The 14,804-nt window shown below is 72.0% G+C and carries 13 protein-coding genes; 11 read left to right on the top strand and 2 right to left on the bottom strand.

The features are described 5' to 3' along the window. Nucleotides 1-296 precede the first annotated feature (296 nt). Nucleotides 297-731: a hypothetical protein gene (locus OYE22_RS13605; protein ID WP_176163363.1), complete on the bottom strand. Its 435-nt coding sequence runs from the start codon at nt 729-731 to the stop codon at nt 297-299. 403 nt (nt 732-1,134) lie between these two features. On the opposite strand from OYE22_RS13605, the gene hemL reads away from it, so the two are divergent. The 10 genes from hemL (at nt 1,135) to OYE22_RS13555 (ending at nt 12,672) form a co-directional block, all read left to right on the top strand. Then, entirely contained in the window at nt 1,135-2,487 is a 1,353-nt protein-coding gene (hemL, locus tag OYE22_RS13600) for a glutamate-1-semialdehyde 2,1-aminomutase (RefSeq protein WP_277320648.1), read from the top strand. Between the two features lie 8 nt (nt 2,488-2,495). Further along, entirely contained in the window at nt 2,496-3,218 is a 723-nt protein-coding gene (locus OYE22_RS13595; RefSeq protein WP_176163365.1) for a histidine phosphatase family protein, read from the top strand. Nucleotides 3,219-3,750: 532 nt separating this feature from the next. Further along, the gene (locus OYE22_RS13590) at nt 3,751-4,956 is read left to right on the top strand and encodes a hypothetical protein (protein WP_277320647.1); all 1,206 of its coding nucleotides are present in this window, start codon (nt 3,751-3,753) and stop codon (nt 4,954-4,956) included. Nucleotides 4,957-5,065: 109 nt separating this feature from the next. After that, entirely contained in the window at nt 5,066-5,695 is a 630-nt protein-coding gene (locus OYE22_RS13585) for a TlpA disulfide reductase family protein (RefSeq protein WP_277320646.1), read from the top strand. A 10-nt stretch (nt 5,696-5,705) separates the two neighbouring features. Then, nucleotides 5,706-6,470, top strand: a complete 765-nt coding sequence (locus OYE22_RS13580; protein ID WP_176163368.1) for a cytochrome c biogenesis protein CcdA — start codon at nt 5,706-5,708, stop codon at nt 6,468-6,470. Nucleotides 6,471-6,473: 3 nt separating this feature from the next. Next, complete coding sequence (locus OYE22_RS13575; protein WP_277320645.1) at nt 6,474-8,312, top strand: cytochrome c biogenesis protein ResB; 1,839 nt, start codon at nt 6,474-6,476, stop codon at nt 8,310-8,312. After that, entirely contained in the window at nt 8,309-9,403 is a 1,095-nt protein-coding gene (gene ccsB, locus OYE22_RS13570; protein ID WP_277320644.1) for a c-type cytochrome biogenesis protein CcsB, read from the top strand. Before OYE22_RS13575 ends, ccsB begins: the two co-directional genes overlap by 4 nt. A 90-nt stretch (nt 9,404-9,493) precedes the next feature. Then, the gene (locus OYE22_RS13565; RefSeq protein ID WP_277320643.1) at nt 9,494-10,177 is read left to right on the top strand and encodes an RNA polymerase sigma factor; all 684 of its coding nucleotides are present in this window, start codon (nt 9,494-9,496) and stop codon (nt 10,175-10,177) included. Further along, nucleotides 10,174-11,205, top strand: coding sequence for a CU044_5270 family protein (locus OYE22_RS13560; RefSeq protein ID WP_277320642.1), 1,032 nt, complete (start codon nt 10,174-10,176; stop codon nt 11,203-11,205). Before OYE22_RS13565 ends, OYE22_RS13560 begins: the two co-directional genes overlap by 4 nt. A 273-nt stretch (nt 11,206-11,478) precedes the next feature. After that, entirely contained in the window at nt 11,479-12,672 is a 1,194-nt protein-coding gene (locus OYE22_RS13555) for a CU044_5270 family protein (protein ID WP_277320641.1), read from the top strand. A 19-nt stretch (nt 12,673-12,691) separates the two neighbouring features. On the opposite strand, the gene OYE22_RS13550 is transcribed toward OYE22_RS13555, so the two are convergent. Then, on the bottom strand, nt 12,692-13,249 hold the full coding sequence (locus OYE22_RS13550; protein WP_277320640.1) for a PLD nuclease N-terminal domain-containing protein: 558 nt from the start codon (nt 13,247-13,249) through the stop codon (nt 12,692-12,694). A 100-nt stretch (nt 13,250-13,349) separates the two neighbouring features. On the opposite strand from OYE22_RS13550, the gene OYE22_RS13545 reads away from it, so the two are divergent. Next, nucleotides 13,350-14,801 (top strand): menaquinone biosynthesis decarboxylase, encoded by a 1,452-nt coding sequence (locus tag OYE22_RS13545; protein WP_277320639.1) that lies wholly within the window; start codon nt 13,350-13,352, stop codon nt 14,799-14,801. The last annotated feature ends 3 nt before the right edge of the window (nt 14,802-14,804 follow it).

Raw genomic sequence — 14,804 nt, 5'->3', positions numbered from 1 at the left:
AGGGGAGCGTACAGAGCGTCGACGTTGGCTTGGATGCGGCCCTTCGCGCGGTCGCCGTTGTCCGTGGCGGCGGGGGACGGGAGACCCCACGGGGCACAAGCGATCAGTGGGCAGGCGTCGCGGCGCGGCCCACGAGGTGGGGCGTGTCCGCGCTACCCCGGACCGCCGGGCGGAAGCGATCGCGGCGGCCGGGCGCTACGCCGCACGCCGCCACGCCCCCACACACGCCAAAAAGGGCGAGGCCCGAAGGCCCCGCCCGTTAACGGCGATGGTTCAGCTCAGTGGCTCGGCTCGGCTCACGGCCACACCAGGCAGTACGCCTGGTGCCCCGCCTCGTGCAGCCGGTGCGAGAAGTCCTGCCACTCGTGCAGCAGTTGGTAGACCCCGTACGCGTCCCGGGGGCCGCCGCGGTCGGGGACCGTGGACCAGATGAACGCCGCGGCGCCCACGGCCTCCTCGCCGACGCCGCGGAGCGGGTCGACGACGGTCATGGGGAGCTTGACCACGGCGTAGTCGGGGTGGAGGACGACCAGCTCCAGCGGGGGCACCTTGTGCAGCGGTATGCCCTCGATGCCGGTGAGGACCATCGCGGCCATCGTCTCCGGCTTGATCTTGGTGAACATGCCGTGGCCGAGTTCGTCGCCGCCCAGTTCCTCGGGGCGCATCGAAATGGGGACGCGGGCCGCGGTGGCGCCGTCGGGCGCGCCGAAGTACTTGTACGTCACCCCCATACGGCCGCCTCTGCTGTCCGCGCTCGCCTCACGCCGCCGGTGGCGGCCGAGCCGCTGCCCCTCCGGGTTCTCCCGGCCGCCGCGGGCCTGTCGGCCCGCGGCATGGGGAAGGCCGGGCCGCTCGGGGCCCCGGTCATTGGTCCCCTCGCCCAGTTCGCCACCGCGATGCATATCTCCACCCGACCACTCGCGGCCACGGCCGCGCAACCCGATCATCGTGTCAGAGACCTCCCCCGGGAGGACGCCGTGAAACGCCCGCCCGCAGGACCCCATGAGGCTCTGACACCATGGCTTGTGTGAGCTATCCGTTCGAAACCCCAGTTTTGCAGACGCGCGGGGGCTGACGCCCGGCCGAAAGCGAGGAGATTTCCCGCGCCGTCGCCCGCCGGTGGGCCGCGCCTCCATGCCGCGGCCCCTCCCTACGTCTTGGCAGGTCAGGACCCAAGTGCCTTTTCCGTATGAAGCCCCAGTCTCGCAGAAGCTCTTCGATCGCGCCGGTGTCGTCACACCCGGTGGCGTGAACTCTCCGGTGCGCGCCTTCCGCGCCGTGGGTGGTACGCCCCGGTTCATGGTGTCCGGTGCCGGTCCGTACCTCACTGACGCGGACGGACGCGAGTACGTCGATCTCGTGTGTTCGTGGGGGCCGATGATCCTCGGCCACTCTCACCCGGAAGTGATCGCCTCCGTGCAGGCGGCCGTCGCGCGTGGTACCTCGTTCGGGACGCCCGGCGAGGGCGAGGTGGCGCTCGCCGAGGAGATCGTGGACCGGATCGACCCCGTCGAGCAGGTCCGCCTCGTCTCCTCCGGCACCGAGGCGACGATGTCGGCCATCCGGCTGGCCCGCGGGTTCACCGGGCGCGCCAAGGTCATCAAGTTCGCGGGCTGCTACCACGGGCACGTGGACGCGCTGCTGGCCTCCGCCGGCTCCGGCCTGGCCACCTTCGGGCTGCCCGACACCCCCGGGGTGACCGGCGCGCAGGCGGGCGAGACGGTCGTGCTGCCGTACAACGACCTGGAGGCCGTGCGCGCCGCGTTCGCCGCGCACCCCGGCGAGATCGCCTGCGTGATCACCGAGGCGTCCCCTGGGAACATGGGCGTGGTCCCGCCGCTGCCGGGGTTCAACGCCGGCCTGAAGGAACTGTGCGAGAGCAACGGCGCGCTGTTCATCTCGGACGAGGTGATGACGGGCTTCCGCGTCTCGAAGGCCGGCTGGTACGGCATCGACGGCGTGCGCCCCGACCTGATGACCTTCGGCAAGGTGATGGGCGGCGGCTTCCCGGCCGCGGCGTTCGGTGGCCGGGCCGACGTGATGGCCGAGCTGGCGCCGGCCGGGCCGGTCTACCAGGCGGGCACGCTCTCCGGTAACCCGGTGGCCACCGCCGCCGGCCTCGCCCAGCTCCGGCTCCTTGACGACGCCGCGTACGGGACGGTGGACGCGGTCTCGCAGGAGGTGCGCGGGCTGGTCGCGCGGGCGCTGGACCAGGCGGGCGTGGCGCACCGGATCCAGGTGGCGGGCAACATGTTCTCCGTGTTCTTCACGGACGCCGACGCCGTCGTGGACTACGCGGGCGCCAAGGCGCAGGAGAGCTACCGGTTCACGGCCTTCTTCCACTCCATGCTGGCCCAGGGCGTCTACCTGCCGCCCTCCTGCTTCGAGTCGTGGTTCGTCTCGACCGCGCACGACGAGCGGGCCGTGGAGAAGATCGCCGCCGCACTGCCGGGGGCGGCGCGGGCCGCCGCGGACGCCACTGAATGATGGACGGCATGACCAACAGCGACAGCGAGAACGTGCGTCCCGTGGGTGGCGGCGGCGACGGCGAGACCACCGTGGTGCACCTGATGCGCCACGGTGAGGTGCACAACCCCGAGGGCGTGCTCTACGGGCGGATGCCCGGCTACCACCTGTCCGAGCTGGGCCGGCAGATGGCGGACCGGGTCGCGGAACACCTCGCCGGGCGGGACGTCACGCACGTCGTGGCCTCGCCGCTGGACCGGGCGCAGGAGACCGCGACGCCCATCGCCAAGGCGCACGGCCTCGACCTCGCCACCGACGAGCGGCTGATCGAGGCGGGCAACGTCTTCGAGGGCAAGACGTTCGGGGTGGGCGACGGCGCGCTGCGCAAGCCCGCGAACTGGCGGCACCTGACCAACCCGTTCCGGCCCTCGTGGGGCGAGCCGTACATCGAGCAGGTGGTGCGGATGATGGCCGCGCTCGGCGCGGCGCGTGACGCGGCGCGCGGGCACGAGGCGGTCTGCGTGAGCCACCAGTTGCCGATCTGGGTGGTGCGCAGCTTCGTGGAGCGGCGCCGGCTGTGGCACGACCCGCGGAAGCGGCAGTGCACGCTGGCCAGCCTCACGTCTTTCACCTACCGCGGCGACAAGATTGTCTCGGTCGGTTATTCGGAGCCGGCGATTGACCTGGTTCCGGTGCACCTGCGGGTGGGCGCGAAGCGAACCAAGGGCGGCGCCAAGGGGTTTGGCGCCTGACGCTCAGCCGCGTCCGTTCGCCGTCGGTTCCGTAATTCCCTGGTTTTCTCGTGGATTTCGCCGCGGGTTGACGGTCGCGTACGGGCGGTGTTTGTGGCCGGGTGGCCGCGCGTTACGGCGCGCGCCGCCCGGCCGTTGTCTTTGGCCCGCCTCCGGCCGCCGTCGACGCCTCATCGGGGAGCCCCCGGGGCCGCCGCACGCCTCTCACGTGCGCGCTTGGTGAGCGGTCCGGGTACGCCGCCATCGCCTGGCGCGGCCTCGGCGCCGCCCGGCGGGAAACCTCCACGGGATCTCCGTAGGCCGGTCACGCGGCGGGAACCGGGACGGCATCGCGCCCCGGCGGCCTTATTCGCCCGGTGTTGGCTCTGCGTAGGGCCGCGCATACACACGGCTTGGTAGCGGCAAAGTCGACGCCAAATTCCCGCATCCGGCGCTCGGAATGGGAACCCCGTCGGCTCATATCCCCTCTCATCGGGCGTCGCCTTTTCGGGGAAAGCGGCGGTACGCATATCGAGTACGAGATGGGGATGTAATGCGCGACATGAGTCGACGGGGACTGCTCGGCCTCGGTGCGGGGGCGGGCGCGGCGGCGGCGCTGACCGTCGCGGGCTGCTCGACCGGCTCCGGCGGCGGGGGGAACAAGACGCCGGGCGGCGGGCCGGCCACCCAGCAGGCCAAGGCGCGGCCGATAGGCGACGGCTCGACCGCCGACACCGGCCCGCAGCCGGGCCAGCCGGACAAGCCCGAGAAGCTGGAGATGGGGCAGAAGCCCCCGCAGTTCGTGGTCTTCTCCTGGGACGGCGCCGGCGAGGTGGGCAACGGCCTCTTCCCGCGCTTCCGCAAGATCGCCAAGGACCACGGCGCGTCGATGACCTTCTTCCTCTCCGGGATCTACTGCCTGCCCGAGTCGAAGAAGAACCTCTACCGGCCGCCGAACAACCCCGTGGGCGCCTCCGACATCGGCTACCTGACCGACGGGCACATCAAGGACACGCTGCGCAACGTGCGCGAGGCGTGGCTTGAGGGTCACGAGATAGGCACCCACTTCAACGGCCACTTCTGCGCCGGCTCCGGCTCGGTCGGCCAGTGGACCCCGGCGCAGTGGCGCTCCGAGATCGACCAGGCCATGTCGTTCGTCACCAAGTGGCGCACCAACACCGGCTTCACCGACCTGGAGCCGCTGCCCTTCGACTACCAGAAGGAACTGATCGGCGGCCGTACGCCCTGCCTGCTCGGCCAGGAGAACCTGCTGCCCACCGCCAAGCAGCTCGGCTGGCGCTACGACGCCAGCTCGCCCGGTGGCCTCCAGGTCTGGCCGACCAAGAAGCAGGGCATCTGGGACCTCCCGCTCCAGCAGGTCCCCTTCCCCGGCCACTCCTTCGAGGTGCTCTCGATGGACTACAACATGCTCGCCAACCAGTCCAAGAACGCCACCCAGGGCCCGACCGCGCGCTACCCGGAGTGGCGCCGGGAGGCCACCGGCGCGTACATCAAGGGCTTCGAGCGGGCGTACGAGACCAACCGCGCGCCGCTGTTCATCGGCAACCACTTCGAGCAGTGGAACGGCGGCATCTACATGGACGCCGTCGAGGAGGCGATCAAGCACATCGCCGACGACAAGCGCAAGGACGTGCGGCTCGTCTCCTTCCGGCAACTCGTGGACTGGCTCGACGCGCAGGACCCGCAGGTGCTGGCGAGCCTGCGCGGGCTCGGGGTGGGGCAGAAGTTCGGCGGCTGAGGCCGGCGCGAGGGGCCGCCGCGCCGGCGCGCGGGGCCCGGCCTGGGGCGAAGGGGAGTGAACAGGGGGGCGCGGAAGATCCGTGCGGCAGCCATGCGAAACTTTTCACATGAGTGCCTGCCGTGACCCTCGACGCCGCGTTGCCCGAGTGTGTTCCAAGGGCGGTTCGCCGCTGGCCGCCGGGATGGTGGCGCTGGCCGCCCTCGGCCTGACCGCCTGCGGAACCGGCGGCACCGCCGGTGGCTCGGCCGACACGAAGTTCGTGCAGGGTACCGGCGGTGTGAGCACCGTCGCCAAGGAAGATCGCAAGAGCGCGCCAAGTCTGTCCGGCAAGACGCTGGAAGGCAAGCAGCTCGACGTCGAGGACTACCGCGGCAAGATCGTCGTCCTCAACATCTGGGGCTCGTGGTGCTCGCCCTGCCGGGCCGAGGCGCCCAACCTGGTCAAGGTCGCCGAGCGGACCAAGAAGCAGGGCGTGGAGTTCATCGGGATCAACACCCGGGACACCAACGAGCACAACGCGCGGAAGTTCGAGAAGGAGTACGAGGTCCCGTACCCCAGCCTGTACGACCCGATCGGGCGGCTGATGCTGCGGTTCCCCAAGGGCAGCCTGAACCCGCAGGCGATCCCCACCACCATCATCCTCGACCGGGACGGCAAGATCGCGGTGCGGGCGCTGACCCCGCTCAGCGAGGAGGCGCTCGACAAGGCGCTCAAGCCGTTGCTCGCGGAGAAGTGATCGCCGCGACATGAGCGTCCTCGCCGCTGCCACCGACCCCAACCAGACCGTCCTCACCGGCGCCCTGCTGCTCGCGCTGCCGGTGGCCGTCCTCGGCGGTCTCGTCTCCTTCTTCTCGCCGTGCGTGCTGCCCCTGGTGCCCGGCTACATGTCCTACGTCACCGGCGTCACCGGCACCGACCTCGGGGAGGCGCGGCGGGGGCGGATGCTCGCCGGCGCCTCGCTGTTCGTGCTGGGCTTCACCGCCGTCTTCGTCTCCGGCGGCGCCCTCTTCGGCAACTTCGGCTGGGAGCTGCAGCAGCACAAGGAGACCATCTCCAAGGTGCTTGGCGTCGTCACGATCCTGCTCGGCCTGTCCTTCATGGGCGTGCTGCGCGGGTTCGGGCAGCGGGAGTTCCGCTTCCACCAGAAGCCGGCCGTCGGCCTGGCCGGCGCGCCGGTGCTCGGGGTGCTGTTCGGCATCGGCTGGACCCCCTGTCTCGGACCCACCCTCACGGCCGTGAACGCGTTGGCGTTCAATGAGGCGAGCGCGGGGCGCGGGGCGCTGCTCACCGCCGCGTACTGCCTCGGGCTCGGCCTGCCGTTCATAGCGGTGGCCGTGGCCTACCGTCGGGCTCTTGGCGCCTTCGGCTGGGTCAAGCGGCACTACGTATGGGTGATGCGGATCGGCGGTGGGATGCTCATCGCGCTCGGTCTGCTGCTCGTCACGGGAGTCTGGGACCGCATGATGGACGACATGCGGGTCTGGACCTCCAGCTTCAACGTTGGGATCTGATCCATGGCCACCACCGACACGGACACCGACGCCGATACCGGCACCGGCGACGCAGCGGCCGACACGCCCGCCCGCGAGGGCGGCTCCTCGGCCGACGGGGCTTCCCCGGCCGCCGCCGACGGGTCCGCGGGCGCCGACGAGCTGGGCGCGGCCGGCACGCAACTGTCCACCGCGCCGACCGAGGGCCAGGCCGTGCCGGGCTCCTTCGGCGGGGTGCGCGCCCCCGGCGTACTCGGGGCGCTGGCCTGGACGGGCCGGGAGGTCTTCGGCTGGCTGCGCTGGTGCTGGCGGCAGCTCACCTCGATGCGGGTGGCCCTGGTGCTGCTCCTGCTGCTCTCGCTGGGCGCCATCCCCGGCTCGCTGATCCCGCAGACCGGCGTGGACCCGCTCAAGGTCGAGCAGTTCAAGGCCAAGCACGAGACGCTGACCCCGCTCTACGAGAAGCTGGGGATGTTCCACGTTTACAGCTCGGTGTGGTTCTCGGCGATCTACATCCTGCTGTTCGTCTCGCTCATCGGCTGCATCGTGCCCCGCACCTGGCAGTTCGTGGGCCAGCTCCGCGGTCGCCCGCCGGGCGCCCCGCGCCGGCTGACCCGGCTTCCCGCGTACACCACCTGGCGCACCGAGGCGGAGCCCGAGCAGGTGCTCGCGGCGGCGCGTACGGTGCTGCGCGGGCGCCGGTTCCGGGCGCACGTGGCCGGGGACGCGGTCGCCGCCGAGAAGGGCTACCTGCGCGAGGTCGGCAACCTCCTCTTCCACCTGGCGCTGATCGTGGTCCTGGTGGCCTTCGCGGTCGGCCAGCTCTGGAAGTCCGAGGGCGGCAAGCTGATCACCGAGGGCGACCAGGACGGCTTCACCAACAGCCTCACCCAGTACGACGACTTCAAGTCCGGCGCCTTCTTCGACAAGGACAACCTGGCGCCCTTCGGCTTCTCGCTGGAGAGCTTCGACGCCCGCTACGAGCGCGAGGGCTCGCAGCGCGGCACCGCCCGCGAGTTCCGCGCCCACGTGAAGTACTGGGAGGGCGCGGACGGCACGGAGAAGCGGACCTCGATCGAGGTCAACGAGCCGCTGGAGATCGCGGGCAACAAGGTCTTCCTGCTCTCCACCGGGTACGCGCCGGTCATCACGGTCAAGGACGGCAAGGGCGACATCGCGTTCAAGGGCGCGGTGCCCTTCCTCCAGCAGGACGCCAACCTGACCTCCTCCGGCGTGGTCAAGGTCCCCGACTACCGGGACAAGAACGGCAAGAAGGAGCAGCTCGGCTTCCAGGGCTTCTTCGTGCCGACCTGGGGCGGCGCGGACGCGAAGACGATGTTCTCGCAGTTCCCCGCGCTGGACTACCCGGTGATGTTCCTGACCGCGTACCACGGCAGGCTGGGCATCGACGGCGGGCTGCCGCAGAACGTGTACCAGCTCAACACCGACAACATGAAGCAGTTCAAGAACCCGGACGGCAAGGCGTTCGCGCAGAAGCTGCTGCCGGGCGAGACGATGACGCTGCCGAACGGTGCCGGAACGCTCAAGTTCGAAGGCATCAAGACCTGGGCCAGCTTCCAGATCTCCCACCAGCCGGGCAACGAGCTCGCGCTGTTCGGCTCGGTCGCCGCGCTGGTCGGCCTCGCCGGTTCGCTGTTCATCCAGCGCCGCCGGGTGTGGGTACGGGCCGTGCCCGGCAAGGACGGCCGCACGGTCGTCGAGATGGCCGGGCTCGGCCGCAGCGAGTCCGCCAAGCTCCCCGAGGAGCTGGCCAACCTCGCGGTGGCCCTCCAGGCGGACGCCCCCGCCGAAGCTGAACCGGAATCTGAGTCACCAGATCCTGCCGAAGGAGCGCGCGCGTGAACCTCGCTGCCGCAGCCAACGAGAACCTGGCCAACATCAGCAACGTGCTGATCTACTCGGCCATGGCGGTCTACACCCTGGCCTTCATCGCCTACATCACCGAGTGGGTGTTCGGCAGCCGCAGCAAGGTCGGCCGCACCGCCGCCGCGCTGGCCCCGGCCGCCGGGGCCGAGAAGACGTCCACGGTCACGGTCCAGGTCAAGCAGCAGGGCGGCGGCACCGCCGTCCTGGAGCGGCCCAAGGTCGTCACCCGCTCGGCGCCCGGCTCCCGCGACGTGCCGGACGGCCCGGGCGCGGCGGGCGGCACCGAGAAGGGCGACCTCTACGGGCGCATCGCGGTCTCGCTGACCGTGCTGGCCGCGCTGCTGCACGTCGGCGGCGTCCTCACGCGCGCGCTCTCGGTCGAGCGCGCCCCGTGGGGCAACATGTACGAGTTCTCCATCACCCTGTCGATGGTGGCGGTCGTCGCGTACGTGGTGCTGCTGGCCAGCGGCAAGAACGTGCGCTGGATCGGCCTGCCGCTGGTCACCACCGCCCTGCTCGACCTGGGCCTCGCGGTGTCGGTGCTCTACACGGACAGCGACCAGTTGGTGCCGGCGCTCGACTCGTACTGGCTGTGGATCCACGTCAGTTGCGCCATCGTCTCCGGCGCGGTGCTCTACCTCGGCGCCGTCGCCACGCTCCTCTTCCTCTTCCGCGACCGGTACGAGACGAAGCTGGAGAACCCGGACGGCAAGCAGCCGGGCGCCTTCGCCACCTCGATCCTGGAGCGGCTGCCCTCCTCCGCGTCGCTGGACAAGTTCGCGTACCGGATCAACGCGACCGTCTTCCCGCTGTGGACCTTCACCCTGATCGCGGGCGCGATCTGGGCCGAGAAGGCGTGGGGCCGGTACTGGGGCTGGGACCCCAAGGAGGTCTGGACGTTCATCACCTGGGTCGCCTACGCCTGCTACCTGCACGCCCGGGCCACGGCCGGCTGGAAGGGCCGCAAGGCGGCGTACCTGGCGCTCATCGCCTTCGCCTGCTTCCTCTTCAACTACTACGGCGTCAACATGTTCGTCACCGGCAAGCACTCGTACGCGGGCGTCTGACCTCCGCGTTCCGACGCGCACCCGGCAGCGGCCGGTTTCTGTGACCCAGGTCACGGGAACCGGCCGCTGTCGCGTGGACAGTCCCAGGGCGTGGAGAAAACACCGCGCACGCTCATACGCCAGGGGGACCCCGCCGCCTTCGCAGAACTCTTCGACGCCCACGCCCGCTCCGTCTACAACCACGCCTACCGGCTGACCGGCGACTGGTCGGCGGCCGAGGACGCCGTCTCGCTGACCTTCCTCGAAGCGTGGCGGCTGCGCGCCCGGGTGGACGCCGACGGCGGCAGCCTGCGCCCGTGGCTGCTGGGCATCGCGACCAACACCGTGCGCAACACGCGCCGGGCCGCGCGCCGGCACGCGGCGGCCCTGTCCCGGGTGCCGGTGCCGGCCGCCGAGCGCGACTTCGCCGACGAGGTCGCCAGCCGCGTCGACGACGCGGAACTCCTGGAAGACGTCCAGCTCGCGCTGCGCGCCCTGCGCAGACCCGAGCGCGAGGTGCTCGCGTTATGCGTGTGGTCGGGGCTCGACTACGTGTCGGCCGCCCACGCCCTCGGCGTGCCGGTGGGCACCGTACGGTCCCGGCTCTCCCGGGCCCGCACCAAGCTGGCCGCCGCGGTTGACGCCGGGCGGTCGGGGCACACCGCCAGGCGCGCGGCACGGGGGTCCGCGCGCCTGGCGGGGGCTGGCGGCGCCACCCGCGGAACGGAGCACGACGGCCACGCCACCCGAGTCCGACCCCATCTGTCCCGGCCCCTCCAGGAGGGAAACCGATGACCGACCTACCGTCCGCTCCCGAACGAGACCTCCCTCCGGGCCGCCACCACCTGCTGCGCGAGCACCTGCTCAGCGAGCTCCACCAGGCCGCGGCCGACCAGCCACGGGCGGACGTCCCGCGCCCCGCCCGCCCATGGCTGCGCCCGGCCTTCGCCAGCCTGGCCGTTGCCGGCACCCTCGCCGTCGTCGTGCTGGCGTCGCTGACCCTGACGGCCGGCGGCGTGGACGAGACGACGTCGGGCCGGGAGCGCGCGGCCAGCTACGCGTTCGTTCCCGACGTGGGCGCCGACGAGCGGGGCGGCGCGCCGCGGGTCCTGGAACACGCCGCGGACTTCGCCGAGCAGGAGCGGGTGCCGGGGGACGGGCGCGTTAGGGACGACCAGTACGTGTACGTGGACAGCAAGGTCACGCCCGAGGACCTGTCGCGGGACCAGCCCAAGGTCCCCGAGCCGCGCCGCAGGACGTCGTGGTCCTCGGTGGACGGCGAGCGCGAGGGCCGGGTGCACGACGAGGCCCTCGGGACGCACACCGTGGGCCCGGGCCCGGAAGCCCGCGAGCCCACCTACGGGACGATCACCAACTACCGACACCTCCAGAGCCTGCCGACCGACCCGAACGCCCTGTACGCCCGGCTGTGCGCGGACGCGCGCGCGAACGGGTTCACGGACCGGGACCAGGGCCAGGCCACGTTCCACTTCGCCACCCAACTGATCAACGGCACGCTCATGCCGCCCGACGTCGCCGCCGCGCTGTTCCGGGCCGCGGCGCGCATCCCCGGCCTGGTCGTCGTGGAGAACGCGGTGGACGCCGCGGGCCGGCACGGCGTGGCCGTGGGGCGGGCGGGCGAGGGGGAGGACGTCCGACTGGAGTGGATCTTCGACCGGGTGACCGGCCAACTCCTGGGCACGCGGGTCGTGCTGCTCGCGGACACCGCGCTGGCCAAGGCGGGCACGGTCACCTACACCGCCGCCGTGCTTCGCCGCGCCATCGTGGACAAGGCGGGGGAACACCCCGCCGAACACCGCTAGTCGGCCGCCGGGACCACGCGCCGCCACACGCTCCTCGGCTCACCCGCACAACCACGGCCGCCCCTGGCGCGTCCCCTTCTAGGGGGCGCGCGGGGTACCGCGGCGCGCCGGCCCATGGGGCGGTGCCTCGGCCAGTGCGGGCGCCGGGGCCACCCGTCCCCGCCGCCGACCCGTACGGGCGGTGCCGGGGCGACAGGTGACGGCATTCGGGCCCGGCCACGCGCGCAGGAGGGAAGGCCGCGCCGGGGCCCGGCCCGCTGAGGAGGGGGACCGATGCGCGCGAGGTGGCGTACGAGAGGAGCCGGGGCCGACACGCTGACCGACCCGGAGCCGGAACCGACGCCGTGCGAGCCGGAGCCCGCGCCGGGCGAACCAACCGACTCCGGTCCCGCTCCGACCGACTCCGACTCCACTTCGGTCGACTCCGGTCCCGCCCCGGCCGATTCCGGTCCCGCTCCGATCGAGCCGACCGGGCCGACCGCTCCCGAGGCGGTGGCGCGGAGCCCGCTGCGCGCGCGGCTGGCCTGGCTGTTCGGGCCCGCCGTGGCCGGGCCCGTGGTAGCCGTCGCGATGGTCGCCCAGGTCATCTCCACCATCGCCCCCTCGCTCGACGGCAAGGACGGGCACCAGCTCGGTCGCCCACGGCACATCGCGGGGCCGCCGGCGAGCAGCACGTACGCGCCGGGCGCGCACGGCGGGGGCGACGAGAGGGACGGGGCGCCGGAGTTGCTCGCCCGCGCCGCCAGGGCCGCCGAGCGCGACCGTGGCTTCCGCCCGCGCGACGGCGAGTTCACCTACGTGCGCTCCAGAAGCGCGGTGGCGGCGGACTCCAGCGACGAGTCGGTGTGCACCTTCGTCGAGCCACTGAGGCAGCGTCAGATCTGGCGCTCGGTGGACGGCTCCCGGGCCGGACTGCTGCGCAGCGAGCAGTACCCCGGCGAGCGGATCAGGCTCGACCCGGAGGCCCCGGGCCCCACCTCGACGGCCTTCCGCCACCTCCAACGGCTGCCACGCGACCCGGCCGCGCTGCTGCGCGCCCTGTACGCGGCCGAGCCGGCCGGTCGCTCCGACGACCAGGAGGTGTTCCGCGCGGTCGGCGGGATGTTGGCCGAGACGGTGCTGCCGCCCGCGACGGAGGCGGCGCTGTACCGGGCGGCGGCCCGTATCCCCGACGTGGTCGTGATCCGGGACGCGGTGGACGCCGTCGGCCGGCGCGGCGTCGCGGTGGCCCGGGTCGACGACGTGACGGGCGAGCGCGACGAGTGGCTCTTCGACCGGGACAGCCTGCGGCTGCTCGGCGTACGGGTCGTCCTGGTGGACCCGGAGAAGGCGCCCGGCGCGGCCCGCGAGAACTGCGACAAGCCCAAAGCCGGCGCGGTGACGAGCACCACGGCGGTGGTGGCCAGGGGCGTCGTGGCGCGCCCCGGGGACCAGCCGCGCGCGGACCGCGCTCCGGCGGGCCCGTGAGGCGGTGCGCCGGTGCGGCTCAGCCGCGCTGCGGCCCCTGCGGGCCCTCGTCGTCGCGGCGGTCGGCCTCGGGCTCGCGGTCGGCGGCGCCGGGGTTGGTGCCGGATGCCGGCCCGGAGTCCGCGCCGGAGCCGGGCCCCGTACCGGACGCGGGCCCGGAGCCCGAACCCGACTCGGTCCCGGAGGCCGAGCCCGGGCCGGAGTCCGTGCCGGCGTCGGGGGACGAGGTGGAACCGGGGCCCGTCGTGTCGTTCGGCGGCGGGTCCTTGCGCAGCGACTTGAGGAACTCGGGGTTGTCGTCCGGGGCGACCCAGCCGCCGCCACCACGCCGGCCGCCGAACGCCCCGGCGATGCCGCCGCCGGCTCCGCCACGGCCCGCGCCGCCGACCGTCTTGCGCGGGCGACCCACCGTCAACCAGGCGATGGGACCGATCAACACCTCGCCGAAGAGCAGCACGATGATGACCCACGCCACCTTCGGCAGCTTGCGGACCTCGTTCTCGGGGGTGTTCAGGCAGTCGATGAAGGCGTAGATCCACAGCGCCAGGATCAGCAGGAACGGCAGATACCTGAGCATGCTGGGAGGCTCCCTCGAAGATGTCGCGGCGGGTTGCGGTGTGCTGGGAGCGATGCCCCAGTGACGTGTCCAGGGTAGTCCGTGTCGGATACTGGACCGCATGGCTTATGACGATCTTCGCTCGCTGCTGCGGGCGCTGGAGCGCGACGGTGACCTGAAGCGCATTAAGGCCGAAGTCGACCCGTATCTCGAAGTCGGGGAGATCGTCGACCGGGTGCAGAAGGCCGGCGGCCCCGCGCTGCTGTTCGAGAACGTCAAGGGCTCGGCGATGCCGCTGGCCATGAACGTCTTCGGCACCGACCGCAGGATGCTGAAAGCGCTCGGCCTGACGTCGTACCAGGAGATCAGCGAGAAGATCGGCGGGCTGCTCAAGCCGGAGCTGCCGACGGGCTTCACCGGCGTGCGCGAGGCGTTCGGCAAGCTGGCCGGGATGACGCACGTGCCGCCGAAGAAGGTCAAGGACGCGCCGGTGCACGAGGTCGTGCTGACCGGGGACCAGGTGGACCTGGACCGGCTGCCGGCGCTGTTCACCTGGCCCGGCGACGGCGGCTCGTTCTTCAACCTGGGCCTGACCCACACCAAGCACCCCGAGACCGGCGTGCGCAACCTGGGCCTGTACCGGCTCCAGCGGCACGACAAGCGCACCATCGGGATGCACTGGCAGATCCACAAGGACAGCACCAACCACTACCAGGTCGCCGCCCGTCGCGGTGAGCGGCTGCCGGTGGCGATCGCCTTCGGCACGCCGCCGGCCGTGACGTACGCCTCCACGGCGCCGCTGCCGGGCGACATCGACGAGTACCTGTTCGCCGGGTTCCTGCGCGGCAAGCGGATCGAGATGGTGGACTGCAAGACGGTGCCGCTCCAGGTGCCGGCGCACTCCGAGGTGGTCCTCGAAGGCTGGCTGGAGCCCGGCAAGACGCTGCCGGAGGGGCCGTTCGGCGACCACACCGGCTTCTACACGCCGCAGGAGGACTTCCCGGCGCTGACCATCGACACCATCACGATGCGCCGGCGCCCGCTGCTCCAGTCCATCGTGGTGGGCCGGCCGCCGACGGAGGACGGGCCGCTGGGCCGCGCCACCGAGCGGTTCTTCCTGCCGCTGCTCAAGATCGTGGTCCCGGACATCGTGGACTACCACCTGCCGGAGTCGGGCGGCTTCCACAACTGCGCGATCGTTTCCATCGACAAGCGCTACCCCAAGCACGCGCAGAAGGTGATGCACGCCATCTGGGGCGCGCACATGATGTCGCTCACCAAGCTCATCGTCATCGTCGACGCGGACTGCGACGTGCACGACCTGCACGAGGTCGCCTGGCGCGCCCTCGGCAACACCGACTACGCCCGCGACCTGACCGTCGTCGAGGGCCCGGTCGACCACCTCGACCACGCCTCGTACCAGAAGTTCTGGGGCGGCAAGGCGGGCATCGACGCGACGCGCAAGCTGCCCGAAGAGGGGTACACGCGTGACGGTGGCTGGCCGGAGATGGTCGAGTCGGACCCCGGCACGGCCGACAAGGTCACCCGCCGCTGGAAGGAGTACGGCCTCTGAGGC

Source organism: Streptomyces sp. 71268 (assembly GCF_029392895.1).
Classification (GTDB): domain Bacteria; phylum Actinomycetota; class Actinomycetes; order Streptomycetales; family Streptomycetaceae; genus Streptomyces.
This window is presented reverse-complemented; position numbering and strand designations above follow the sequence as displayed.